General features: G+C 58.6%; 20 protein-coding genes. 13 read left to right on the top strand and 7 right to left on the bottom strand.

From position 1 onward, the window contains the following. Positions 1-74: 74 nt before the first annotated feature. The 6 genes from sucD to rpsF form a co-directional block, all read right to left on the bottom strand. Complete coding sequence (sucD, locus tag IPM39_08255; GenBank protein ID MBK8986059.1) at positions 75-947, bottom strand: succinate--CoA ligase subunit alpha; 873 nt, start codon at positions 945-947, stop codon at positions 75-77. A gap of 3 nt (positions 948-950) precedes the next feature. Continuing rightward, on the bottom strand, positions 951-2,111 hold the full coding sequence (gene sucC, locus IPM39_08250; protein ID MBK8986058.1) for an ADP-forming succinate--CoA ligase subunit beta: 1,161 nt from the start codon (positions 2,109-2,111) through the stop codon (positions 951-953). Between the two features lie 312 nt (positions 2,112-2,423). Further along, positions 2,424-3,773, bottom strand: coding sequence for a SurA N-terminal domain-containing protein (locus IPM39_08245; protein MBK8986057.1), 1,350 nt, complete (start codon positions 3,771-3,773; stop codon positions 2,424-2,426). 21 nt (positions 3,774-3,794) lie between these two features. Continuing rightward, positions 3,795-4,073, bottom strand: coding sequence for a 30S ribosomal protein S18 (locus IPM39_08240; protein MBK8986056.1), 279 nt, complete (start codon positions 4,071-4,073; stop codon positions 3,795-3,797). Positions 4,074-4,135: 62 nt separating this feature from the next. Further along, a complete protein-coding gene (gene ssb / locus IPM39_08235; protein MBK8986055.1) occupies positions 4,136-4,468 on the bottom strand; it encodes a single-stranded DNA-binding protein in 333 nt (110 codons plus the stop codon). A 60-nt stretch (positions 4,469-4,528) separates the two neighbouring features. After that, positions 4,529-4,822 (bottom strand): 30S ribosomal protein S6, encoded by a 294-nt coding sequence (gene rpsF, locus IPM39_08230; GenBank protein ID MBK8986054.1) that lies wholly within the window; start codon positions 4,820-4,822, stop codon positions 4,529-4,531. Between the two features lie 275 nt (positions 4,823-5,097). On the opposite strand from rpsF, the gene sppA reads away from it, so the two are divergent. Both sppA and IPM39_08220 read left to right on the top strand, forming a co-directional pair. Next, the gene (gene sppA / locus IPM39_08225; protein MBK8986053.1) at positions 5,098-6,162 is read left to right on the top strand and encodes a signal peptide peptidase SppA; all 1,065 of its coding nucleotides are present in this window, start codon (positions 5,098-5,100) and stop codon (positions 6,160-6,162) included. A 23-nt stretch (positions 6,163-6,185) separates the two neighbouring features. Further along, positions 6,186-8,003: a LysM peptidoglycan-binding domain-containing protein gene (locus IPM39_08220; protein MBK8986052.1), complete on the top strand. Its 1,818-nt coding sequence runs from the start codon at positions 6,186-6,188 to the stop codon at positions 8,001-8,003. 99 nt (positions 8,004-8,102) lie between these two features. Here IPM39_08220 and radA read toward each other — a convergent pair whose 3' ends face one another. Beyond that, on the bottom strand, positions 8,103-9,488 hold the full coding sequence (gene radA, locus IPM39_08215) for a DNA repair protein RadA (GenBank protein MBK8986051.1): 1,386 nt from the start codon (positions 9,486-9,488) through the stop codon (positions 8,103-8,105). Positions 9,489-9,656: 168 nt separating this feature from the next. Between radA and IPM39_08210 the strand changes: the two genes are divergently transcribed. The 11 genes from IPM39_08210 to IPM39_08160 all read left to right on the top strand — a co-directional run bounded on the left by IPM39_08210 (position 9,657) and on the right by IPM39_08160 (position 25,496). Continuing rightward, a complete protein-coding gene (locus tag IPM39_08210) occupies positions 9,657-9,938 on the top strand; it encodes a hypothetical protein (GenBank protein MBK8986050.1) in 282 nt (93 codons plus the stop codon). 47 nt (positions 9,939-9,985) lie between these two features. Next, complete coding sequence (locus IPM39_08205) at positions 9,986-11,632, top strand: polysaccharide biosynthesis tyrosine autokinase (GenBank protein MBK8986049.1); 1,647 nt, start codon at positions 9,986-9,988, stop codon at positions 11,630-11,632. Position 11,633: 1 nt separating this feature from the next. Continuing rightward, entirely contained in the window at positions 11,634-12,107 is a 474-nt protein-coding gene (locus tag IPM39_08200) for a hypothetical protein (GenBank protein ID MBK8986048.1), read from the top strand. After that, on the top strand, positions 12,104-12,394 hold the full coding sequence (locus IPM39_08195; protein MBK8986047.1) for a PqqD family protein: 291 nt from the start codon (positions 12,104-12,106) through the stop codon (positions 12,392-12,394). The genes IPM39_08200 and IPM39_08195 overlap by 4 nt, the downstream gene beginning before the upstream one ends. 66 nt (positions 12,395-12,460) lie before the next feature. Next, on the top strand, positions 12,461-16,684 hold the full coding sequence (locus tag IPM39_08190; protein ID MBK8986046.1) for a DUF11 domain-containing protein: 4,224 nt from the start codon (positions 12,461-12,463) through the stop codon (positions 16,682-16,684). A gap of 1 nt (position 16,685) precedes the next feature. Beyond that, a complete protein-coding gene (locus tag IPM39_08185) occupies positions 16,686-17,786 on the top strand; it encodes a hypothetical protein (GenBank protein MBK8986045.1) in 1,101 nt (366 codons plus the stop codon). Between the two features lie 8 nt (positions 17,787-17,794). Beyond that, positions 17,795-19,957, top strand: a complete 2,163-nt coding sequence (locus tag IPM39_08180; GenBank protein ID MBK8986044.1) for a hypothetical protein — start codon at positions 17,795-17,797, stop codon at positions 19,955-19,957. A 56-nt stretch (positions 19,958-20,013) separates the two neighbouring features. Beyond that, complete coding sequence (locus tag IPM39_08175) at positions 20,014-21,051, top strand: flippase-like domain-containing protein (protein ID MBK8986043.1); 1,038 nt, start codon at positions 20,014-20,016, stop codon at positions 21,049-21,051. Between the two features lie 61 nt (positions 21,052-21,112). Continuing rightward, positions 21,113-22,078, top strand: coding sequence for a glycosyltransferase (locus tag IPM39_08170; protein ID MBK8986042.1), 966 nt, complete (start codon positions 21,113-21,115; stop codon positions 22,076-22,078). Further along, a complete protein-coding gene (locus IPM39_08165; GenBank protein MBK8986041.1) occupies positions 22,048-23,496 on the top strand; it encodes a DUF2723 domain-containing protein in 1,449 nt (482 codons plus the stop codon). The genes IPM39_08170 and IPM39_08165 overlap by 31 nt, the downstream gene beginning before the upstream one ends. Continuing rightward, the gene (locus IPM39_08160; GenBank protein ID MBK8986040.1) at positions 23,493-25,496 is read left to right on the top strand and encodes a DUF4012 domain-containing protein; all 2,004 of its coding nucleotides are present in this window, start codon (positions 23,493-23,495) and stop codon (positions 25,494-25,496) included. The genes IPM39_08165 and IPM39_08160 overlap by 4 nt, the downstream gene beginning before the upstream one ends. The last annotated feature ends 8 nt before the right edge of the window (positions 25,497-25,504 follow it).

Genomic DNA, 25,504 nt, shown 5'->3' with positions numbered 1-25,504 from the left:
CCTTTTGTTAGTATTCAGTGTTCAGTTAACAAAACCTGAACACTGTTTACTGAACACTGAACACTGAACACTGTCTACTGCACCACCAGGTCCACTATATTATCCGGGTTGTCGGCCACCTGGACGCCAGCCTGGTTTAACGCCTGGATTTTGCTTTCGGCCGTGCCGCTTTTGCCCTCGACAATGGCCCCGGCATGGCCCATGCGCCGTCCTGGCGGGGCTGTACGCCCGGCGATAAAGGCCGTCACGCGCTTGCTCATATGTTGGGCGATGTAGGCGGCCGCTTTTTCTTCCGCATTGCCGCCAATTTCGCCAATCAGAATCACCTGCTCCGTTTCCGGGTCCTCTTCAAACATTTGCAGCACATCAATGAAGTCCGTGCCCTGGATAGGGTCGCCGCCAATGCCTACACAGGTAGATTGGCCGATACCCCGCTCCGTGAGGGCGTAGACCACTTCATACGTCAACGTACCACTCTTGGACACCACGCCAACATGGCCCGGCTTAACAATGCTGCCGGGAATAATGCCCACTTTGGCCTGTCCGGGGGTGATCAGACCGGGGCAGTTGGGGCCGATTAGGCGCGTATGCTTGCTGTCCAGGTAACTGCGCACCGCAATCATATCCAGAATAGGTATATACTCGGTGAGGCAGACAACCAGGGGAATGCCGGCGTCGGTCGCTTCGTAAATGGCGTCTACCGCAAAGCGGGCGGGGACAAAAATAATGGAAACATTGGCCCCGGTAGCCTCAACAGCCCCTTGGACAGAATCAAAAATCGGCACTTTCTGGCTCTGATCTTCAAACCATTGCCCGCCCTTGCCGGGCGTTACCCCAGCGACGACATTGGTTCCAAAAGCCAACATCTGTTCAGTGTGAAAGCTGCCCTCACGCCCGGTGATGCCCTGGACGACTAAACGTGTGTTTTTATCTACAAGAATGCTCATGGTTTACTCCTGTGTGGTTTTGTGGGTGGCTTTGGCGGCGGCAGCGACCGCTTTTTGGGCGGCGTCGGAAAGGGTTTCGGCCGTTTCCATCGCCGCATCAGCCAGAATGGCGCGGCCTTCTTTGGCATTGGTTCCGGCCAGGCGCACGACCATGGGCACGGCCGTTTCCACCTGACTCAACGCCTGCAAAATCCCTTTGGCGACCTCATCGCCGCGGGTGATGCCGCCAAAGATATTAATCAACACCGCTTCCACACTCGGATCAGACAAAATCAGGCGCAAACCGGTTGCCACCTGATCCGCTTTGGCCCCACCGCCGATGTCCAGAAAATTAGCCGGCTCGCCGCCAAACAGTTTGATAATGTCCATCGTCGTCATCGCCAGACCGGCGCCGTTGACCATACAGCCAATGTTGCCATCCAATTTGATGAAGTTGATGCCAGTCAGCCGCGCTTCACGCTCCGCTTCCGGCTCTTCGGCCACATCGCGCATTTCCGCCAGCCGAGATTGGCGGCTGAGAGCGTTGTCGTCAATGGTCATTTTGCCATCCAGAGCCATCAATTTACCCTCGCCGGTGATAACCAGCGGGTTGATTTCGGTCAGGGAGGCATCGTTGTTTTTGAAGCATTCGTACAGACTGAACACAATTTTGTGAAAATCGCGCCACAGGTCGCGGGGCAAATCAATCTGCGAGGCGATATAGGTAGTCTGGTAGCCACGCACGCCCAAAACAGGGTCTACATGAGCGGTAATGATTTTTTCCGGCGTTTTTTCAGCGACTTCTTCGATGTCCATGCCGCCGGCGGCGGAAGCCATAATCATGGGCAGGCGACGGCCGCGATCAATCAAAACCGCCAGGTAAATTTCTTGCACAATACCGGGGGATTGTTGGTCAATGAGTACGCGGCGCACCTTGAAACCCTTGATGTCCATGCCCAGGATTTGCTTGGCGTGGGCTTCGGCTTCGTCGGCGCTGTTGGCTAATTTGATGCCGCCCGCCTTGCCTCGCCCGCCGGTTAGCACCTGGGCCTTAACGACCACTTTGCCGCCCAATTCACGGGCAATCTGCCGCGCTTCGGCCGGGGTAGAGGCGACGTCTCCCTGAGGGATGGGCACGCCCTGTTCGGCGAACAAACGTTTGGCCTGATATTCATGTAGATTCATGCGCTCTCTCCTTGTGTCGTGGGAATTTCACAATGAAAAAGGGCGAACAGAATGCGTTCGCCCTTATGGATATTTAAAGTTCAGTGTAGCTGCTTACCACAGAGACATGGAGGGCACAGAGATTGAACCTGTAAAACTCCGTGTTCTCCGTGCCTCCGTGTTGAAATCTCAGAGAGGCTTGGTAGTTACAGTTCAGTGAAAAATTATAACATGCTCACGCAGCAGCGGCGACAAGTAACAAACGCAAACGCCAGATAATCAGCGGGTGATTATCTGGCGTTTGGATCACGTTAGACGGCCGTTTATCGGCTGTTATGGGCTTGGTACGGCCGTTGGCAGTTCCGGAGTTGGCGTGGCAGGGGTAAAGAACTTAGTGTCCAGCGCTGGCTGCAGCGGAACCCGTCCGCGCCAGGAATCCGACAGCGTCACATTGCTTTCGCGTAAATCGGCTAACAAAGCAGTTACCAGTTCCTGCGCATTGGCGTCAAAGGTAGACTCTGCCAGAGGCAGACGTTCGCGGCCGCTGGGCACAGCGATGAAGTAGCTGGCCGCGCCATCTTGCCCGATGACCTGCACGACAGGCGTGGGCGTGTTAAGGCTCTGGTTGAACACAGCCGTCGCAAATTCCGGGCTAAACGTCTGCGCCAGATCATCCTCTGTGCGGCGGAACAATTCCGAGGCAAAAGCGGTGGAAGTGGTATCCGGGTTGGTCTGTTGGCTGCTGATGCTGTTCCACACCCCCAGGAAGTTATCGGCCGTCAACCCGGCAGCGACCTCGTCGGCCTCGGCCTGGTTGTCAAAAACCAATACATAGAAGTTGATGTGGTCGGCCTCTCTGGACAGTTCTTGTTCCACAGCCAGCGCGTCCGCCAGACGTTCGCGGTACAACTGGCTGCGCACGCCGGCGCGGTACGCCGAGTCGGCGATGCCCAGAGCGCGGTACTGCTGCAACAATTCATCCAACTGCTGTTGGAAGGATTCGGCCGTCACCGGGGTGGCGGTTGGCGGTGGCGTGCTGGTTGGACCAAGCGTCGGCGTGGGGAAAGCGGTGGCAGTGGGCAGGAATTCGGTGATGACGGCCGTTGGAATAGGCGTCACCGAGGGCGTTGGCACGGCCGTTTGCGTGGCTGTGGGGAATGGCGTGGGCAGCCCACCATCAAAAAAGTTAAACGACCGCCCGATTTCCGCATCCACTTCCGCTTCAGACACGGTGATGCCCCGCTCCGCCGCCGCCTGCTCAATCAAATAGTCGTCCACCATTTGATTAAGCACCGTTTCGCCAAAAGCCTCGGCATTTGTCGGGTACAAATCTACCAGCAGTTGGTTGGCGAACTGCTGGATAATGCCAACATCACCGCCAAAGGCCGCCAGTTGATCTTCTAACAATACCACCCGCCGCGCGCGTTCATAGGCAACGCGCTCTTGAAACGTTTTCAGGCTGATTGTATCGTTATTGACGGTGGCGACCGTGCGGTTGGGCACAATCAAAAATTCATTAATGACCGCCACAAGCAGCACGATGGCAATCAGACCGCCGACAAAACCGAGGGCGATGCGTAATTGGCGCGTTTGCTGCGCCTGCTTTCTGGCAATCAGAACTTCTTTACGCGATTGGCGTAATTCTTCTTCTTTCGCCTTTATTGTCGTATTTTTTTTGCTCATGGCCTGGTTGTTGGGTGCAGATTATTCGACAGCAAAAGGCAGCAGCGCCAGATGGCGGGCGCGTTTCACGGCCACAGCCAGCCCACGCTGATGTTTGGCGCAGGTGCCGGTCTGGCGGCGCGGCCGCATCCGGCCAAATTCGGTCACGTAACGACGCAGATTTTCGGCGTCTTTATAATCAATAAAATCGCCGCCTTGCACGCAAAATTCGCAAACACGTTTGCGCTGAACAAACCGTTTGCGGTTTTGTCCCTGGCCTTGTCCCTGGCCTTGATTTTGACTCTGACCTTGATAAGTCATGGCAAACCTCCAATCGCAGCCAGCCTCTCACGATAACAGACTGCGTATGTTTTTATGTCACATCAATTTGATAAAGTGATAAGCTCCTGGGCAACAACTTCGGTGCGGAAATGCTTGCGGCCGGCCGTATCATCCCAACTGCGGGTCTGCAGACGCCCTTCGAGGTAAACCTGGCTCTCATTGCTGATTCGTTTTTCACAAATCTCTGCCAGGCCCCCCCAGGCCACAATGTTAAACCATTCCGTTTCTTCAAAGTGTTCCCCCTCGGTCGAGGTCCAATTACGGGGCACAGCCAGGGTGAACGCGGCAACCGGACGGCCGTTGGGCAGTCGGCGAATTTCCACCTCCCCATCCACCTGACCGATTAACAGAACTTTGTTTAAACCTTTGTTCATACCCTGCGTCTGTGCCAGGCCAGACAGGTTTTCAGAAACCTGCCCGGCCTAACCGATCCATTACGCTTCTTTGCGAATGACCAGATAGCGCAAAATGTCTTCGGCAAACTGGAAGTTGCGTTCCAGTTCCGTAATCTGGGCGGGATCCATCTTGGCTTCATAAAAGACGTAGTAGCCTTCTTGAAAATCCCTGATGTCGTAAGCCATGAAGCGTTTGCCCCAATGGTTCACAACCGGTGGCTCGGCGTCTTCCTGACCGTTGGTGATCCAACCCAAAACACGCTCCAACAATTCCTTGCGGGGCGCCTCCTCTAACTTTGGTTGTAAAATAAGGGTGATCTCGTACTCGCGCATGTTGCTATAAACCTCCTTTCCGTGGAATTACTCGGGCGAGTGATGCCCTTGATCAAGTCAAGAGCGGAAAGCAGCGAACATTCAATTTTTTGCTGCTGTGCAACGAGTGCGGGATGATAGCACAGTTTAAGAATTGGACAAGTTTTCTTTGCCCTTCGGGGTTCAACGATATAATGAGTGTCTTAAGGGTTCGTATGCAATTAACTTTGGAGTTTCCAGATTGGTCCAATCTCACCAGGTTAAAAACATATGAACCCTAAGATGAGGAGACAACGATGACAGATTTGAACGATATGCCAGAGGAAGCACCTGCCGTATTCACCGCCACACCACGACGAGCCGCCCGAACGCCCCAGGACACGAGCAGCCGCACCCCTTTTTGGGTGTTGATCGGCGTGGTGGTGGGCTTTATGCTGCCTATGTGCAGCTTTGTTGTTTTGTTGGGTACGGCCGTGCTTGGCAGCAGCATATTGGGCGCGGGCAGCGCGTCGCGCTTGAGCGGCCTCAACACCACCGACGCGGTCGCCGTCGTGCGCATCGAAGGGACCATCCTCAGCGACGACCGGTCTACCTCGACCAGTGACGCCGTTAGCAGCCGCGTCATCGCCGACTTGGAGGCCGCCGCCGCAGACCCGACCGTGAAAGCCATCATCCTGCGCGTTAACAGCCCTGGCGGTTCTGTCACCGGCTCGGCGCAAATTTGGGAAGCGCTGCAAGCCATCGAAAAGCCCATCGTTGCCAGTATGGCCAGCGTGGCCGCTTCCGGCGGCTACTACGTCAGCGCCCCCGCCGACTACATTATCGCCCGCCCGGATACCCTCACCGGCAGCCTGGGTGTTATCCTGACCCTGTATGACGCGACGGAACTGCTGGACACAGTTGGCGTCAAAGTGGAATACATCACCAGTGGACAGAACAAGGCGATGGGCAGCTCTTATGCCGAATTGACCATCGAACAACGCGCCATTCTCCAGGCGATTACCACCGAATCGTATGAAGAGTTTGTGCGGATCATCGCCGACGGCCGTCAACTGAACGAAGAAGAAGTGCGGCAGCTGGCCGACGGCCGTGTCTATTCTGGCCGGCAAGCGCTGGAAAACGGCCTGGTAGACCAGTTGGGTGATCTCCAAGAAGCCATTGACAAAGCGGCCGAACTGGGCGGCATCAGCGGCGAGCCGCGCCTGGTGGAATATCATGAACGAACACCCAACTGGCAAGATTTGCTGTTTGGCTTCTCCCGCCAACTGAACAAAACAGAAGCTGAACGCACCCTGGAACTGCTTAACACACTGACCACCCCATCACTGGAATACCGTTATGTAGGGCCGGGAGCCGAATAGCGGCCGTGTCCCATCCATTGCCTATGAACAAACAATTGACCCTTCTCTTTCTTATAATATGTACCCTGCTGTTGAGCCAGACGCAGCGCCCGCCGGTGGCCCAGGCTCAGGGGCAAACTCGTCTGGTGCTGGCCTTCTATTATGCCTGGTTCAGCCCCGATTCCTTTGGTGTGGGCCGAACCCCCTTCCAACCTGTCAATCCTTACTACTCCACCGATGCCGCCACCATCCAGCGCCAGGTCTCCGAGGCGCAGTCAGCGGGCATTGATGGCTTTGTGCAAAGCTGGTACGGACCAGAAACCAGCAACAACCAGACAGAAACCAACTTCCGTACCCTGCTCAACGTCGCTGGCGGCAGCGGGTTTAAAGCGGCCGTCCACTTTGAAGCTGGCAGCCCCTTCTTCGCCAACAACGACGACCGCATCGCCGCCCTACGCGCCCTCTTTGCCACCCATGCCACCCATCCCGCCTACCTGCGCGTAGACGGTAAGCCGGTGGTCTTCTTTTGGGCCAATTGGCTGCTCTCGGCCAACGATTGGGTGACAATTCGCAGCGCGGTAGACCCGGACCGCAACAGCATTTGGATCGCTGAAGGCGGCGACACCAGTTACCTGGGGGCGTTTGATGGCCTGCATCTGTACAACATCGCCTGGTCGGCCAACCCGGCGGGCACGGCGGCCAGTTGGGCGGCCAATACCCGCGCCGCCGCCGCGACCTATGGCGGGTACAAATATTGGGTCGCCACGGCCATGCCTGGCTGGGATGATACCCTGTTGGGGCGCGGTACAGCCGCGTTCTCGCGCAGCCGGGCCAACGGCGACTTTTACCGCGCCACGTTTGGCGGCGCGGCGGCCAGTTCGCCGGATATGCTGATCATTACCTCGTTTAACGAATGGAAGGAGGGCAGCCAGATTGAGCCGAGCCTGGAGTATGGCAACACCTTTTTGCAGCTTACGGCCGAATTGAGCGCCGGTTATAAAGCGGGCAATCTGGCCGCACCGCCGCTGCCGGTTGTTCAACCAACGGCCGTTGGCGCATCTTCCGGCGGCAGCCAGCCGCCGGACCAGACCCAACCCAGTGCCCTGTCTACGCCAGGACCTACCCTGGAACCAACCATTCCACCACCACCCACCGCCAGCAGCACGCCCATCGCCTCGCCCACGGCCATGCCCGACGGCCGTATCCTCTACACCGTAGCGCCTGGCGACAGCTTCTTGTACATCGCCAATCTGTTCAACGTGCCGTTGGGCGACCTGTACGCCTTCAACAATCTTGGCGAAGACGCCCTGCTGACCATCGGCCAGACATTGATCATCGGCTATTCGGTGCTGCCAGATGGCTCCACGCTGCTGCCCGGCTTCCCCCAGGCGCGGGTGAAACCAGACGGCCGTATCGTCCACATTGTGCAAGCTGGCGACACGCCCATCGGCATCGCCACCACCTATAATCTAACGATGGAAGCCTTTTACACAATCAGCGAACTGTCCGAAACCAGCGTCTTGCAGTTGGGTCAGGAAATTGTCGTGGGGCGCCAACCGCAGCCTGAAGAGGTGGGCGGCTCCACCAATCTACCGGCAGAACTGGCAACGGCCACGCCAACGGCCAGCCCGCCGCCCACCGCCACCTTGCCACCCACCGACACGCCTGCGCCGCCAACGATGACGGCAACGGCCGTTTCCGCCACCCCCGCCGCCATACCCACCAACGCCTTTGCCGGACCATCCACCGGACCATCGGCGTCTTTGCCCGGCATCAGCACCCTGGTATTCATCGCTGTGGGTATCATCCTTTTCATGGCTTTGTCCGGCGTGGTCCTGCTGCTGTTCAGCCGCCGGGGATAGAGCCTAAATCTTCATCGGATAAATTCCCTTCCCAACCCTCTCCCGGTGGGAGAGGGTTGGGGAGAGGGAAAATATGCTAAAGACCTATGCCAAGTTGTACTAAGCTGGCAGCAGCGCCGCCTGAATGGCTTCGGCCAGCGTGCGGCAGCCAATGACCTCCAGGCCGGGCGGCGTAGTCAGGCCGCTTTTACGGGTGGGGCGAGGCACGACGCAGCGCTTAAAGCCGAGTTTGGCCGCCTCGCGCAGCCGCACTTCGAGCTGGCTAACGGCGCGCAGTTCACCGCTTAGACCCACTTCACCCACAAAAGCCATATCGGCGTGGATAGGACGGTCTTTGACGCTGCTGGTCAGGGCGATGGCGATGGCTAAATCGGCGGCCGGCTCATCAATTTGCAGCCCGCCGATAACGTTGACAAACACGTCTTTGTCATACAGCGGCACGTTGACGCGGCGGGTAAGAACGGCCGTCAACAGCAGCAGCCGGTTATAATCAACCCCATTGGCCGTGCGGCGTGGGTTGGAAAAGGTGGTGGCGCTGGCTAAGGCCTGAACTTCAACCAGTAACGGCCGTGTGCCCTCAATTGTCACGGCAATCGCCGAACCAGGCGCATTCACCTGCCGCTCCGCCAGAAACGCCTCTGATGGATTCGGCACTTCCACCATACCGCGCTCAGCCATTTCAAACACCCCCACTTCGCTGGTCGCGCCAAAACGATTCTTCACGCTGCGCAGCAGGCGGTAGCGATGAAACGGGTCCCCCTCCAAATATAAAACAGTATCCACGATATGTTCCAACACGCGCGGCCCGGCGATGGCCCCCTCTTTGGTGACATGCCCCACCAGAAAAACGGTCACGCCGTTCAGTTTTGCCAATTCCTGAAAACGGCTGGCGCATTCGCGCACCTGGCTTACGCTGCCGGCCGTAGAGGTCAGGGCGTCATCATAGGTCGTCTGGATGCTGTCCACAATCAGCAGCGTCGGCTTCAGCCGCTCCACATGCCCCAACATCACCGACAGGTTGGTTTCTGTGACCAGGAACAAGTCGTGGGCCTGGATTGCCATGCGGTCGGCGCGCATTTTAATCTGGCGGGCGCTCTCTTCGCCGGAGACGTAGAGGGCGGCGCCGTGTTGGTTGGCAACCAGGGCCGCGACATCCAGGAGCAAGGTGGATTTGCCAATGCCTGGCTCGCCGCCCAATAAGACCAACGAGCCAGGGACCAGCCCGCCGCCCAGCACCCGCGCAAATTCGGTGATGGCGATGGACAGGCGGTCCACGCCGTCGGCTGTCACCTCGGCCAGGCGCTGCGGCTGGTCCTGGGTGTAGGTGTAGGCGCGGCGGTTTTTGGGGGAAACGGCCGTGTTCTCGGCCAGCAACACCTCTTCTTCCATTGTGCCAAACTCGCCGCACTTAGGGCATCGGCCCATAAACACAGGCGTCACCCGCCCGCAAGCGCGACAAATAAATTGCGATTGTTTTTTTGCCATTGGTCCTCAAACATTCCTTATGGAATCGTGTAATACAAATTGTAAACAAAACCTTCTACGCTACCGTTGGCGCCAACGCAGCGGCTAAAATGGGCAGCGCATAAAAGATTGCCGCGGCGAACAGCGGTGGTTTTGTGCCCATTTTAGCATATGCTATACTCAACGCTTGTGATCAACTGGTTTTCTGTCTTCATCAACAGCTTCTGGATAGTCGGATTGGCTCTGCTGTTGGCCGCTTTTAGTTACCATTATTGGTTGGCCGGCGACAGCCAACGGCCGTTGCGCACCCAGCTCGATGCACCCTCATTCCTGAAACCCTTCTGGCTCGGCATGGCCCTTGTTGGTATCGGCCTGGCCGGGACAAGCCAGCCGCTGTGGGAAACGGGTATATGGACCTTTTTCGCATTGCTCAGCCTCTACAACCTCTTTACACTTGTTAGAACAACCTGAATTCATCCAACTCACTCACTTAATTCCGATAGGAGCTGTCGTAAATCATGGTTATCAAAGATTATTTTTTGTTGGTCTGGCGCTGGGCATGGCTGATTATACTGGGTGTGGTGGTGGCCGGTGCGGCTGCCTTTATCGTCAACCGAAACACAACCCCAGTCTACCGCGCCTCGTCTCGGCTGCTGATTGACCAACCGCCGGGCAGCAATGCCGGCAACGACTATTCAAAAGTCCTGTTTGAACAACGTCTGGCGCAAACCTATGTAGAAATTCTGACAACGACGCCTATCCTGGAAAAAACCATTGAGCAGCTTGGTCTGCCCTTTACCGCCGGGCAGCTGCGCGGCAAGATCACCGTTTCTGCGCCGCAAGATACCCAGATTATCGCCATTAGCGTGGAAGATACAGACCGGGAACGCACTGCTGCAATTGCCAACACTCTGGGGCAGGTCTTTATCGCCGAAAACCAGGCCCGCGACCGGCTGCGCTATGCCGAACCCATTGCCAATTGGGAGAGTCGCTTAAGAGAGATTGGCGACACCATTCAAACGTTGGAAACGGACATCAATAACCTGAGCGGCGCCGAAGACGCCAGTGACCTGGCGGTGCGTTCGCGGCTGGAAACGCAGCTTAACGAGGCGCAAATTCGCTATACCGAAGCCTTTAACAATTTAAACGGTTTGCAAATCAACCAGGCCAAAGAGAGCAGCAACGTAGTACCCATCGAACCGGCGACCACGCCCATCGCGCCGATTCGTCCCCGTACCGTGACAAATACATTATTGGCGATGGTGGTTGGCGGTATGATAGCGGTTGGCCTCATCTTTTTGATTGAGTATCTGGATGACTCGATTAAATCGCCGGAGCAGATTTTGGAAGATACCGGGCTGACAACAGTGGGAGCCATCGCCAACATTAAGGCCGACAGTTTACCACAAACACTCATCACCCAATTGGCGCCGCGTGACCCCATTTCGGAGGCGTATCGGGTGGTGCGCACCAATCTCAGCTTTGCGGCGGTAGACGAAGGGCTGCACAGCATTCTGGTAACCAGTTCATCGCCGGGCGAAGGCAAATCTACCTCGGCGGCCAACCTGGCGACGGTGATGGCCCAAACCGGCAAACGCACCATCCTGGTGGACGCGGACCTGCGCCGGCCGGTGCAGCACAAAATTTTTGAAGTTGCCAATAATCATGGGCTGACAACGGCCGTGCTCGACAGCGAGTCGTCAGTTTTGCAGCATGTGCAGGACACACATATCCCTTATTTACGCATCATGTCCAGCGGCCCTATCCCCCCCAATCCGGCCGAACTGCTCAGTTCCCAACGCATGGTCCAGTTGATCCAACAACTGCAACAAGAAGCCGACATCGTCATCTTTGATACGCCGCCAGTGCTGACTGTCACCGATGCTTCGATCTTGGGCGCTCTGGTCAGCGGTTGTCTGCTGGTAATAGACACCGGCAAAACAAAACGCAATTCCTTCATCAACGCCACAGAACGGCTGCAAAGGACAGGCGCGAATGTGTTTGGTGCCATCCTGAACAAACTAAACCCTGACCGACGCGGTTATGGTTACTATTATTATTACAGCGCCTATGAATACAACAACCAGACCAAAAAACGGCGCTTGCATAAAGACGGCCGTACCAGCAAATTACCAAACTGGCTGGCCGGCCTAACAAGAAGATAAAATGGACCATACCATCGCCGAACCAAAGAGTAAATCAGCTTCGCTCATGGTGATGATGGGCATATTCTGGCTTTTTCTGGCCGGGGCCTTGCTGTTTTACCAACTTGCCAGTCCTGTAACGGTTAAAATCGAGTGGGATACGGCCACTGAATTGGATACGGCCGGTTTCTATCTTTATCGCAGCCAGACGGCCGATGGCGATTTTGAACGGGTGAACGATGTTCTGATTGACAGCCGGGGCAGCGCGGTGTCTGGCGCGGCTTACTCTTTTGTAGACCGAAACGTGGAACCGGGTAAAACCTATTATTACGTTTTGGAAGAAGTGCAAACCAATGCGGCGGTGAATCGGTATGAAGACGACATGTTTTCTTATACTGTGCCGCGAGTAACCTGGTGGGCAGTGGTGCTGACCGCGCTGACAATGGTGGTCGGTCTGGCGTTGCTGGTGTTTGGATTACGGGAAGGGCGGATATGAATGTAAAAACCCATAACGGCCGTCTACAAATTGACACTTCTTTAACCTGGCGTATCCTGGATGGCGACGCGGTCATTGTCTCGCCGCAAACAGGCAAAATCCGGGTTCTGAACCAGGTGGGCGCGTTTATCTGGCAGCGGATCGTCAACGGCTGCACGCTGGCCGATATTCTCGACGCACTGGTAGACCACTTTGGGGTTTCACCCCAACAAGCCCAAAGAGACCTGACGCTCTTTATTGATGATTTGATGCAGCGGAAACTGGTTTTCTGGGAGTCAGCCAGTTAACGTTACTTTGCTCCATGCCGCGTTGTCTGATCCTGGTTGTAAGCTAATTACGAGGAAAATGAAGATATGAAAATCAGGCGAATGATTCGCTTAGCGCTGGCTGCTGCTATGCCTGCTGCCATGCTGCTTTTTGTTTTTTGGCAGGCGCAAGCCTGGATGCCTCTCCCGGCGAACCAGACAACGGCCGTTTCCCTTCCTCTGATCAGCCAATTCACCCAGACAGACAAGGGCGTGAGCTTTGTTTTGCACACGGCCGTTTTTCAATCCACCGCCGACGGCCAAATCAGCGTGGGCGGTTTAGAGGACAATCTTAGCATTCCCAACGCGCCTATCCTGCCCTATTACACAACCTTTATCGCTGTGCCGCCGGGCGCCGCTGTATCCATCCGTGTGGAACCAGGTCAGACGATCAACCAACAGATGTCCGCACCTGTGCCCACCGCCGCCGAGCCATTTTTGGCATTTTCCAACGACGAGCAAAATTCGCTGCTGCCAGACACGCCTGCCGATGGCGCGCTAAGCGAATGGGTCCCGGAAACCGGCTACAGCCCGGATGATTGGTTCCCAACGGCCGTTTACCAACTCTCCGAGCCTGTTTATTACCGCGACATGCGCCTGGCGCAGTTGCAGCTTTTCCCGCTGCGCTACCGCGCCGCCGACAACCAGATGGCGCAAACAACTGAACTGCGCGTGTTTATCACCTTTGATGGGGCGACTGAGAACCAGTTACGGCCGTTAGCCGGTGACAACGACGCCTATTATCAAACCCTGCGCCAGGACATCCTCAACTTCGACCAGGGCAAGACCTGGCGCAGCCTGCCAGAAACCGCGCTAGACTGGACCGGCCCCGGCCTGCCTTTAGACACAGACACCTACAAAATCCACGTGGACAGCGACGGCCTTTATGCCATCACCGGCGCCGAGTTGGCCGCCGCAGGCATGAATCTGGCCCAGATCGATCCCAATACCATCCAGATGATGCACCGCGGCCAACCCGTCGCTTACCAATTCATCGGCGACCCCAACAACGGCTTCCAGCCCGGCGACGCCGTCCGCTTTTATGGGGCCACCTTCACCGGGCCGCGTCTGGAAACGCAGTTTGTCGGCGACAATATCTACTGGCTGTGGGGCGGCGGGACGCCCACCCCTATTACCCAGCGGGCCAATACGGCCGGTCAGGGCCAGCCGGTTGTCACCACTTTCCGCAGCACCATCACCCGCGAACCAGAAAATGTCCACCACAGCACCTGGACAAACCAGTGGAACCAATATCCCAACGAGCCAGACGCCTGGTACTGGGAACGGGTGACCCAAAATGTAAACATCCTCACCCGCACCTACCCCATCACCCTGCCCCACCCGGCACTGACCGGCGCCAGCGCCTATTACGAGGTGGAGCTGCTGCCCCGCGAAGCCAATACCTCCCCGACCAACTTCTTGTACGATGTTCGGGCGACGATCAACAATTACCCGGTGCAGGGGCAAGTGACCTGGCAGCGCCTGCGCAGCATCAACGTGACCGGGACTCAACCCATCACCACCTTGTTAGCCGGGGTAAATACCGCCAGCGTCATCTTTGCCACAGACCGCTCCGCCAGCCCCGGCGATCCCATTGTCTTCCTGAATCGCATTAGCGTATCTTATGACCGGCGGCTGACAGCCGATAACAACCAACTGTTGTTCGACAAGCAAAACAACCCTGGCGTTCAGCAGTTTGAGGTGAACAATTTCAGCCAAAACCAACTGTCGCAGATTTTGGTCTGGGACATTTCAGATCCTTTACGACCAGAGCAAATTAACCTGAGCAGCAGCGATATTTCTGGCAGCGGTCCTTATACCTACACCTTCACCGGTCTGGATGCAGCTGACGGCCGTTACCTGGCCACCACCTCCGCCAACGTCCGAAGCGTCAAACAAATCAGCCAATACATCCCCCACAGTCTGCAACCGGCCGGCGGCGCTGACTGGATCGCCATCAGCCACAACCTCTTCATCACCGAAGCGCAGCGCCTGGCCGCCCACCGCGCCGATCCCCAATTTGGCGGCCTGGCAGCCCACGTCGTAGACATCAACGACCTCATCAACCAGTTTGGCTATGGCCTGCCGCTGCCGGAAAGCATACGTCATTACCTGGGCTACGCTCTGGCGACCTGGCCCACTGCCCCCAGCTACGTCGTCCTTGTTGGCGGCGGCACCATTAACCCGCGCAACCTGCCCTGCCCGGTCTCAACGGCCGGCTGCCGCGCCCAGTGGGACCCCAACCAGCCCAATTTTGTCTTAACCGACATTGTGTTTACCGACCGCTTTCAGGGAGCCGTTCCTTCAGACCACACCTTCGTCACCTTAATTGGCGACGACCTGGCCCCCGATATAGCCATCGGCCGTCTGGTAGCCAACACCACCACCGAAGCCAACGCCATCGTCTCCAAAATCATTCGCTACGACCAAAACCTGCTCACGCCGGCCGACCCCCAACGTCATTTGCTCTTTGTCGCCGACAATGCCGACACCGGTGGCAATTTTTGCCTGGAAAATACCAACCTCGGCGCCAACCTTCCCCCCAGCTTGCTGCAAAGCCACGTCTGTCTGGACGTAGCCACCGAGGCCGATACCAACCGCGTGCGCGATGAGATGAAGTCGCATATTGATAGCGAAGGCGTCAACATTCTGAATTACCGCGGCCATGGCGGCGTGCAGTTCTGGGCTTCGCCGCCCATTTTCAACGTCAATCCTCTTTCCGGCGGCTATGCCGGTCTGGTTTACATCACCACGACAACGCCCATCTCTGGCTTTTGGGCCAATGTCACCCGGCCGCTCATCATCATCAGCGCCGACTGTCTGGATGGGCATTTTGGTTTCCCCGGCGAACCGGCCCTCAGCCGCACCTTCATGGCGATGGGCGGCGTGGGCGCGGCCGCTCATTGGTCCTCCACCGGTCTAGGTTTCACCTCCGAACACACCGTTCTGCTCAACAACCTGTATGCCGGCGCATTTGAACTAGGCTTACCCAGTCTGGGGCAGGCCATTAACCACGCCAAAATGGTCTACTATACCAACGGACAACATCCGTCGGAGTTGTACAGCTTCACCCTCCAGGGCGACCCGGCGATGCAGTTGTATCGCCCCGATCTCAATCTGGAAAAAAGCTCGCCGCAAAGCGCCCTGCCGGTATACCCCGGCGACGCGGTGACATTCCATCTGACGGTGCAAAACAATGGCCTGTACGCCAGCAGCATCAACCTGACCGATTCTTTGCCGGAAGGGCTGATATACCAAACCTACAGCGCCTCGGTCCCCGTCAGCCTGACGATCACCGGCAATGAGCTGAACTTCAGGCTGGATACGCCTCTGGCGTGGCATGAAAGCGCGGCTGTTACGGTGACGGCCGTTGTCACCAACGGCGTAGATGGGCTTGTCACCAACAGCGCCGCTGTACAAAGCGCCGGTTGGGACCTGAACCCGACCGACAATGAAGCCAGCGCTTCGATCCTCATTCGTGATTCGGAGGTGCGGCTGAGCAAAAGTTCGCCGCAAAGCGGCACAGCGCTCTACCCTGGCGACGAAGCGATTTTCCAACTGGTGGTGGGCAACAACAGCATTTACACCAACACCATCACCCTGACCGACTCGCTGCCGCTGGGTCTGGCATATCGGAGCTACAGCGCCACTGCGCCGGTTAGCCTGACACTACAAGGCAGCAACCTGACCTTTGTCCCGTTCAACCCGCTATCCGGGGGCGAAAGCATCACGGTCACCATCACCACCCAGGTAACCGGCAGCGCCGTAGGGCTATTAACCAATACGGCCGTTGCCGAAGGCGCAGCCGGCGATCTGGATGAAGCCAATGCCTCCGTTATGGTGTATTATCTCAATATGCGGCTGGAAAAAAGCTCGCCACAGAGCAATACGCCTCTGTATCCTGGCGACGAAGCGGTTTTCCACCTCGCTGTTTACAACGAAGGGATTCATGCCGGCCACATTACCCTGACCGACACCTTACCATCGGGCCTGCAATACCGGGCGTTTAGCGCATCGGTCCCGGTGAGCCTGACGGTCAACGGCCAGGATTTAACATTCACGCTCGACAACCCATTGACCAGCGGTGAAAGCGTCACCGTAACGTTGACAACCGATACTATGGATAACGCTGTAGGCGTGTTAACCAACACAGCCATCATTACCAACAACGACTGGATTCTGAACCCGCAGAATCAACAGGCCAGCGCGTCGGTGCAGGTTTTGCCAACACCGCCTCGCCTGGTTTATTTACCGGTCGTCATCAGAAAATAAGATGCAACAGAAATACCCTTTTATTCTTCCGTTTATTATTTTTATGGCGCTGGCGCTCATCTGGCCGGTGGGCGGGGTGATGTCGCAAACCCCGACGCCGAACAAACCAACCAGCGTCGGGTTGGTCAGTTTCACGGCCGTCACCCACAGCAGCGGCGTCCTGTTAACCTGGGAAACAGCCACCGAGCTGAACACGGCCGGATTTGTAATCCATCGGCGTACAGGCAGCGGCAATTTCACCTATTTAGAGGAAATTGGTTTTGTTGGCGCAGAGGGCGGTCCGGCGCAGGGGTATATTTACCAGGAAATAGATATAACGGCCGTTCTCGGCCAAACCTACACCTACCGCCTGATAGAAGTGGAAAACAGCAGCAATGAACTGACTCTGGGTGAAGTCAGCATCACTGTGGGGGCAACCGCGACCCCAACGGCGACCAACAGCCCTACGCCCACAGCAACCACCCAGGCCATCAACCCCACCAGCACCACCGCCTCGGGCGTCGCTACCGTGACCCCCACCCCAACGGCGACAGCGACAACAACAGGCAGTGCCGCGCCGCCAACGGCCGTTACCCAACCCACCGCCACCCGCATTATCTTCGCCACTGTCACCCCGGCCGCCGCCCCACCCACCACTCTCTCTACCGCAACACCCTCTGAGGCCGATTCAGCTGCCCAGCCCATCAGCCAGCCGGGCAGCCAACAGCCAACCGCCGAACCGACGCGCCCCGGCGCCACCGGCGGCCCAGGGGCATTTGCCCCCTCCTCTGCCCTGGCCCAGCCAGCAGAAACAGCAGCGCCGGTTCAGGACGCCCCGGTTGACAACAGCGCCAATGACAGCGCTGCGGACCCGAACTCACAAATCAACACCGGTTACCCGGTTGACGCGCAGCCATCGCCTGCGCCCAGCCCGACAACCAGCGGCGTGGCCGTCATCGGCAGTTCGCAGGGATATACCGGCGCTAATTCCGGCGCGGCAGCCGACCAGACAAACGAAGGCCCAGGAACCTTATTCCTCTGGCTCGGCTTTATTGTCGCTCTGCTCATCTTCATCACCGGCATTATCGGGTCCATTATTTTGTACACCCGCAAATCGGGGTAAGCCGCTCGATGTCACTTCTTGACCACATACGTTTACACCAGCCAGCCCGGCCGGGCCGGCTGCTTCTTTTGTTGGCCGGGCTGTTGTGGCTGACGGCTGTTAGCTGCCGTCCGGCCAGGCAGCCAACCGTTATCCCCAACAACCTCGCCACAGACCGCGTCAAACTGCTCGTCGAGCAGGATGGCTTCGTCCGCGTCAGCCAGGCGGAACTAGCCGCCGCCGGGCTGGAAATGCCCGCCTTCAACGCCGCCAACCTCCACCTCAGCCAGGGCGAAACGGCCGTGCCCTTCACCATTCAAAACGACGCCCTCATCTTCTACGGCCAGGCTCCCACCAGCCGCTACACCGCCCAACGCGCCTACCTCCTGTCCAGTGGGCAAGCGGGCCAGATGATGGGCGAAACGGCCGTGCTGCCGCCCACCACGCCGGCCAGCCTCACCGCCATCAGCCGCACCCTACACCTGGAAGAAAACCTGGTCTACAAATCCGAAGCGCGGCAGTTCCTGGACGACGCAGATCCATCCGCCGACCTCTGGTTTTGGCAGCCGCTGCGCCAGGGCAAAACGCTTCCCTTCGATTTTAACCTGCCCGCCACAGCCGATGGCTCCGGCCAGATTCGTATCCAGATGAAAGGGGAAACCTACAACGTCGAAGTCGAAAACGACCACGATTTCGACATCATCCTCAACGGCCAGACCATTGGGACCATCCGCTTCGATGGGCAGATTTACCACACCGGCAGCGTGATTGTGCCGCCTGGCCTGCTCAAAACCGGCGCCAACAACCTGATACTCGACAACGCGGTAGAAGGCGCGGCGTTTTTGGACATCATGGACCTGAACTGGATCGAAATCACCTACGCCGCGCCGCCCACGGCCATCCATGACGAACTGACCATCACGGGGCAAAGAGGCATTGTCCAACTCTCCGGCTTCAGCGGCGCGCCCGACTTGTATGACACAAGCCAGCCAGAACAACCACAGCGGCTCACCGGCCTGCCAGCCAACGACCCCACGCTGGCCGTGCAAGAGGGGCAAAGGGTGACGGCCGTTGGCCCGACCGGCTATCAATCAGCCACCATCCAACCCATCCGCGCCACAACCTGGCGCAGTCCAGACAACGGCGCCGATTTGCTCATCATCACCACCGACGCCCTGATCCCCGCGCTGCAACCCCTGGTCCAAGCCCGCCAGGCCGAAGGGCTGCGCGTGGCCGTCATTCCCACAGCCGAAATTTACGATGAGTTTGGCGCCGGCGCGGCCTCGCCCGACAGCATCCATGCTTTTGTCGCCTATGCCTATGAAAATTGGCAGCCGCCACAACCCCAATATCTTTTCCTGGTCGGCAGCGCCACGGCTGATTATCGCAACTACCTGGGCCTGGCACCGGTCAACATCGTGCCCGCGCCAATGGTCCCAGTGTCTTACAGCGGCGAAACGGTCAGCGACGCCCGGCTGGCCGACGTAGATGGCGACACACAGCCAGACCTGGCTGTTGGGCGCTGGCCGGTGGATTCGGCCGCGGCCGTCGCTTCCCTGGTGGCGCGCACGTTAGCTTATGAAGACGGCACGGCCGTTAACCAAATCCTCTTCGCCGCCGATGGCACCGAAGGCCAGTTCACCGATCTGGCCCAACGTCTGGTGCAAAACAGCGGCCTGGACGAAACGAGCGTCACTCTACTGACCGGCCCCACCGCCGACGAAGTTGTCACCCATTGGAACGATGGCGCCTGGCTGGCGACTTACGTCGGCCACGGCAGTCTGGCGCAGTGGGGCAAAGACAACGTCTTCACGTTGGACGCCGTGAACAGGCTGCAAAACAGTGCGCCGCCCATCGTCGTGCAGCTTACCTGCCTCACCGGCCTGTTCACCCACCCGGAGCAGCCCTCCCTCACTGAGGTGATGTTTAACCACGCCACCGGCCCGGTGTTGTCCATCGCCGCCACCAGCCTGACGCTTTCTTCGAGCCAGGAGCCGTTCGCTGCGGCGCTGCTGACTCAGTTGAACGATCCGGCCGTCAGCCGCATCGGCGACGCTTTTCAGACGGCCAAACGCACCCTGCCCGGCGCGACCAACACCAGCCTGCAAGAAATCAGCGACACCTTTACCCTGTTTGGCGACCCCAGCGCCCACATTGCCCGGCCCGAACACACCGCGCCGCCAAATTCTTGACACATGACCTGTCTCGTTGTAGAACCGGCGCTGAACTTTACACGCAAGGGGGTATTTTGATCGCTAAAGAACAGGAGCGCGTTTCCGGCCCACCACAACCCAATCCGGCTAAAAAGCTGCTCTCCTGGCTCAATGCCGCCGTTGGTCTGGCGCTGCTGGTGTGGGGCGTCTGGTATGTGCTGCGGCAAATTACCCTGGCGGAAATTGGCCGGGCGTTGGCGCAGGCGGAACCGGTGTTTATCGGTCTGGCGTTGCTCGTCTTTTTGCTGACGCTGCTGGCTAAGGCGTGGCGCTGGCAGCTTCAATTTGCGCCACCGTCGCCGCGCCCCACGTTTGGCGCGGCGTTTTGGGCATTGATATTGGGGCAGTTTGTGAATACGGCCGTCTCCTTCATGCGCCTCGGCGATCTGGCCCGCGTTTACGCCCTGCACCAACAGAGTGGCATCAGCAAAATGGCCGGTCTGGGAACTCTGGTGCTGGAAAAAACGCTGGACCTGATCATGCTGCTGCTGACGGTGGTTGCCATTCTCCCCTTTGTTATTGTGCCGGATTTTATTACCCAACAGGGCCTGGTGCTGGGCGTGGCCGCGCTGTTGGCCTTTGCCGTTTTGTATCTGATCGCTTACCAGAGCGAATGGGTGATACGGGTGGCGGAGGGGGTGTTACGGCCGTTCCCCCCCACTATGCAGCGCCGCCTGCGGCAATTTATCACCTCCGGCCTCACCGGTCTGGCCGCCATGCGCAGCGCCAAAACCTTGTTAGGACTGCTGGCCCGTTCCATTCTCATCGTCGTCTTGTCGGTGCTGATGCCCTACGCCTTGTTTCCGGCGTTCCACCTGCCCTTTGGCCTCACCGAAGCCGTCTTGCTTAACCTGGGCGTCACCGTCGCTGCCGCCCTACCCGTGCCCACGCCGGCCAAAATTGGCGTCTTTGAATTTGCCGTTGTTTTTATGCTGCGCCAATTTGGCTACACGAATGAAGCGGTTGCTATCAGTTACGCGGTGGTCTTTCATTTGCTCATCATTACGCCGCAGCTTCTATTAGGGGCCATCGCCGCCTGGCGCACAGATTGGCGATTGAGGTTTGGCGATTGACAGGGGCGAAGTTGTCGCGCAGCGACAGCGACATTGACCATTGACCATTGATTTCCAGACTATGATTTCCATCATCATCCCTGCCCACAATGCCCAGGCGATCATCGCGGAGTGTGTGACGGCCGTTTTGCAGCAGCGCGGCGTGCCGCAGCCCTATGAAGTCATCGTCGTAGATGATGGCTCCGACGACGAGACGGCACAGCGGGCCACCGCCGCCGGGGCGACGGTGATCCAGCAGCCGCCAAGAGGGCCGGCCGCTGCCCGCAACAACGGCCTGCGCGCTGCCCAGGGCGACATCATCTGCTTCACCGACGCCGACTGCGTGCCCCAGCCTGATTGGCTGGCGGCGCTGGTTGCGCCGCTGCTGGCGGATGAAGGGACAACGGCCGTCAAAGGCCGCTATATCACCCAGCAAAAAGAGCTGACCGCCCGCTTCGTCCAGTTGGAATACGAAGACAAATACGACAGGCTGCTGAATTACGACGCCATCAGCTTCATGGATTCTTATTCGGCCGCCTGCCGCCGCCAGGCGCTGCTGGACAACAATGGCTTCGACGAGCAGTTCACCACAGCCTCAGTCGAAGACCGGGAGCTGTCTTACCGGCTGGCTTCGCGGGGCTACAAAATGGTGTTCCAGCCCCGCGCCGTCGTTGCCCACACCCATGCCCATACGCTGCCGGCCTACGGCCGTAAAAAATTTTTCAACGGCTACTGGAACGCCCGTGTGGTGCGCCAGTTCCCCGAACGGCTCATCGAAGACACCTACACGCCCCACTCCCAAAAATTGCAGATTGCCCTGATGGGTGTGATAGTCGCCAGCACGGCCGTTTCCCTGCTTTTGCCGTTTGTCTGGCTGCTCACCTTCCTGCTGACAGTCATCTTCCTGGCCTCCACCCTGCCCTTCCTGGGCAAGGCATGGCGGCGCGATAAAGCGGTGATGTTTATCGCCCCCTTCATGTTGGGCTTGCGCGCTCTGGCCCTGGGGTTTGGTTACTTGTGCGGCCTGCTACAGATCGATCTGGGTTAGCTGACGCGCCGAATTGGGGCGCGGCCGTCTGGCTGCCAGCCATTTTCACCACGCTGGCGGCCCTGGTTGTCTACGGGCTAACGCTGGCCCCTGACCTGACCTGGGCCAACCATGGCGTAGACGGCGGTGAATTGATGACGGCCGTCTACACGCGCGGTCTGCCCCATCCTCCCGGTTACCCCCTGTATCGGCTGCTCGGCCAGATTGTCGTCTACCTGCCCTTCGACCCGGTCGCTTACCGCTTCAACCTTTTTTCGGCCATCACCGTCGCCCTGGCGGCCGGCGTGTTAACCCTGGCGGCCGCCCGCTGGCCGCTGCCCACCGCCGCCCGCCCGCTGTCGGCGATAACCGCTGCGGCCGTTGGCCTGACCTTTGCCTTCTCCAGTCTCGTCTGGAGCCAGGCGACCATCACCGAAGTGTATGGGTTGGCGCTGCTGCTGCTGGCTCTGTTTTTGTGGGCGCTGTTGACGAAACGGCCGTCCTTGCTGACCGGCTTTCTTCTCGGACTTAGCCTCACCGCCCACCCCACCGGCTGGTTCATGCTGCCGCTGGCCCTGGCCCAGACGCCGCGCGCCGGTTGGCCCCGCCTGCTGTTGGGCGGGCTGGTTGGGCTGCTGCCCCTGGTCCTGCTGCCCTGGCTGGCCCACCCCGCCAGCCCCGTCGTCTGGGGCGAGCCAACCACGCTGCGCGGCTGGTGGTGGCTGGTAAGCGGGCAGTTGTATCGCGGCTACGCCTTCGCCCTACCCCTGGCCGATTTGCCGGTGCGGCTGGCTGCCTGGCTGCCTATTTGGCTCAGCCAATTCACCTGGGCGGGCATCCCCCTCATTGCCGCCGGGGTGTGGCTGCTGCCCCGGCCGGAGCGACAGCAAGCGCTGTGGCTGGGAGGCACGGCCGTTCTCTACCTCTTGTTCGCCCTGGCCTATCTGCCCGACGACGCCATCATCCTGGCGCTGCCCGCCTGGCTGCTGCTGAGTCTGCTGCTGGCTCCGACTTATCATAAACTGGGCATCCTGGCGCTTTGCTTGCCCCTGATCCTGCTTTTGGTAAACTTTAATGAGCAAAATCTACGCGCCGATAAGCAGCCGATCAGGGGGCGCGCCGAAGCCTTGCTGGCCGCCATCCCGCCAGGCGCCGTCGTGTCTACACCGGGCGACCCGACGATTTTTGCGCTGTGGTACTTCCAGCACGTCGAGGGGCAGCGCCCGGACGTGATTCTGGTGGACGAAAATTTATGGGCTTTTGATTGGTATCGGGCGCGGCTGGCGCGGCTGCATCCGGGATTGGCCGGTCTGGAACAGCCAGACGCGGCCAATTTTGCGGCGCTGAATATCGAGGAACGGCCGTCCTGCCGCGCCAGTTTGAACACCCATTTTACCATCCCCTTCAATCTGACTTGCGCCGAGGAAATAGATTCATGACAACCGCCGACACAGGCGTCCCCACCGGGCGCAGCAAACGCAAATTCATCGGGATCACCATCCTGCTCGTTGGGCTGTTGGTGGTGGGCTGGTTGGGCTTAAAGGCCTGGCGCATCAATCGGGCCACCCAATCGCTGCTGGCGCAGCGCCCGCAGTTGGAAAGCCTGGCGGCCGCCGGGCTGACCGGCCTGGACCCGGACGCCGCCGAACAACTGGTGCTGGATGTTCGCCGAGACGTGTTGACCTTGAAAAAGGAAACGGCCGTCTTCATGCCCCTGACACCTTATCTGGGTTGGGTTCCCAGAGTGGGTTCTACACTGGTCATTGCCCCGCAGTTGCTGGAGATGGCGACAGCCGGGCTGGACACGGCCGCTTACAGCGTGCGCGGCCTGAAACCGGCGCTGACCATCATCCAGCAAGGCGGCGGCCCGCAAACCAACACCCTGGCCGCGTTGGTCCAGGTGGTGGCGGCCGCCGAACCGGATTTACGCGCCGCCAACGACGCCTTTACCAGGGTGGTCGCCGCCCGCGCGGCTGTTGGCGATACGGCCGTGTTGCCCGGCCAACTGCAAACCCTGTTTGCCCAGGCCGACGTCTATCTGCCGCTGGCCCAAGACGGCCTACAATTCGCCCTCATCGCCCCAGAGATGATGGGCATCAATGGACCACGCACTTACCTGGTGGTGGCCCAAAACGAAGATGAAATGCGGCCAACCGGTGGGTACATTTCCGGCGCCGGGGTGATCGCGGTGAGCGACGGCCGTATCCAGGATTTCGACTTTGACAGCGCTTTTGCCGTGGACAACTACCGGGACAAGCCTTACGACATCCCGCCCGAACCGCTGGAAAAATTCATGGGGCTGGACCTCTTCCTCTTCCGCGACGCTAATTTTTGGCCCGATTTCCCTACTTCAGCCGAGAAGATGATGGATTTGTATAGTTACGGCCGGGATTTGCCCCCCCTTGACGGGGCGGTGGCCGTGGACCAGCGCTTCTTGCACCTGCTCATCGAGGCCATCGGCCCGGTCGCCATCCCGGAAGACGACATCGTCCTCGATCAGAACAACCTCACGGAAGCCCTGCGGCAGGCGTGGGGCGCGGACGAAGGACAAACGGCCGTCGAATGGGTGGGCAATCGCAAAGATTTTTTGGGTCCTTTTGCCGCGGCCATCAAGAGCAAAATCGAAACTGACTTTGGCTCATTGGACCTGGCGCTGTTGGGCAAGAACATGGACACAGCCCTACAGACCGGGCATTTGCAAGTGTATTCGCGCTATCCGCAGGAGGAGGCGGTGCTGGATGAACTGGGGTGGAACGGCCGTCTGACCGCCGCGCCGCGCACCGATTTTCTGGCAGTGGTGGACACCAACGTGGGCTACAGCAAAGCCAACCTGTATGTCGAAATGAGCGCCGATTACCGGGTAAGACTTCAGCCGGAGGGGGCAGCGGCGGCCGACCTGAGGCTGCAATACACACACACGCACCCCAACAACGGCCAGGCCTGCGTCCATTACAACATAGACATCTACGCCCAACTGCCAGATTACCTGACGCTGGCTGACGCCTGCTTGTGGAATTACTTGCGGCTGTATGTTCCGGCCGGGAGCCAACTGATCAGCGCCACCGAACACATTATCCCCGGCGAAGCCCACCGTTTTGGGCAAACGTGGCAGGGAGCGGCCCAAACCATCCCGGAAATGCCCAACCTGACAACATTTGCCACCTATTTTCTGCTGCCCACCGGCCAGACAGTGAACAGCCAGTTTCAATACACGCTGCCCACAGTTGTTGAGGCGAGCGGTGATGGTCGGCAGACCTATCAGTTGAACGTGGTTAAGCAGGCCGGCAGCCGGGCTTATCCGTTGACCATCAGCGTGACCCTGCCGCCGGGCCGACAATTTCTTGCCGCCGCGCCCGCGCCGACGGCCGTTAATGGGCAAACAGTACAATTTCAGATCACGGTAGACACAGACGTGCTGATTACGCTACAGTATCAATAAACAAAAGG

Source organism: Candidatus Leptovillus gracilis (genome assembly GCA_016716065.1).
In the GTDB taxonomy this organism is placed as follows: domain Bacteria; phylum Chloroflexota; class Anaerolineae; order Promineifilales; family Promineifilaceae; genus Leptovillus; species Leptovillus gracilis.
Note: the sequence above shows the minus strand (reverse complement) of the source record. Positions and strands in the feature narration are given on the sequence as shown.

Bases quoted from the DNA above. Each gene is read 5' to 3' on its own strand.
- IPM39_08170 (MBK8986042.1), top strand. From the start codon at position 21,113: ATGATTTCCATCATCATCCCTGCCCACAATGCCCAGGCGATCATCGCG.
- IPM39_08240 (MBK8986056.1), bottom strand. From the start codon at position 4,073: ATGACTTATCAAGGTCAGAGTCAAAATCAAGGCCAGGGACAAGGCCAG.
- IPM39_08190 (MBK8986046.1), top strand. From the start codon at position 12,461: ATGAAAATCAGGCGAATGATTCGCTTAGCGCTGGCTGCTGCTATGCCT.
- sppA (MBK8986053.1), top strand. From the start codon at position 5,098: ATGACAGATTTGAACGATATGCCAGAGGAAGCACCTGCCGTATTCACC.
- rpsF (MBK8986054.1), bottom strand. From the start codon at position 4,822: ATGCGCGAGTACGAGATCACCCTTATTTTACAACCAAAGTTAGAGGAG.
- sucD (MBK8986059.1), bottom strand. From the start codon at position 947: ATGAGCATTCTTGTAGATAAAAACACACGTTTAGTCGTCCAGGGCATC.
- IPM39_08185 (MBK8986045.1), top strand. From the start codon at position 16,686: ATGCAACAGAAATACCCTTTTATTCTTCCGTTTATTATTTTTATGGCG.
- IPM39_08160 (MBK8986040.1), top strand. From the start codon at position 23,493: ATGACAACCGCCGACACAGGCGTCCCCACCGGGCGCAGCAAACGCAAA.
- IPM39_08245 (MBK8986057.1), bottom strand. From the start codon at position 3,773: ATGAGCAAAAAAAATACGACAATAAAGGCGAAAGAAGAAGAATTACGC.
- sucC (MBK8986058.1), bottom strand. From the start codon at position 2,111: ATGAATCTACATGAATATCAGGCCAAACGTTTGTTCGCCGAACAGGGC.
- IPM39_08200 (MBK8986048.1), top strand. From the start codon at position 11,634: ATGGACCATACCATCGCCGAACCAAAGAGTAAATCAGCTTCGCTCATG.
- radA (MBK8986051.1), bottom strand. From the start codon at position 9,488: ATGGCAAAAAAACAATCGCAATTTATTTGTCGCGCTTGCGGGCGGGTG.
- ssb (MBK8986055.1), bottom strand. From the start codon at position 4,468: ATGAACAAAGGTTTAAACAAAGTTCTGTTAATCGGTCAGGTGGATGGG.
- IPM39_08195 (MBK8986047.1), top strand. From the start codon at position 12,104: ATGAATGTAAAAACCCATAACGGCCGTCTACAAATTGACACTTCTTTA.
- IPM39_08220 (MBK8986052.1), top strand. From the start codon at position 6,186: ATGAACAAACAATTGACCCTTCTCTTTCTTATAATATGTACCCTGCTG.
- IPM39_08205 (MBK8986049.1), top strand. From the start codon at position 9,986: ATGGTTATCAAAGATTATTTTTTGTTGGTCTGGCGCTGGGCATGGCTG.
- IPM39_08180 (MBK8986044.1), top strand. From the start codon at position 17,795: ATGTCACTTCTTGACCACATACGTTTACACCAGCCAGCCCGGCCGGGC.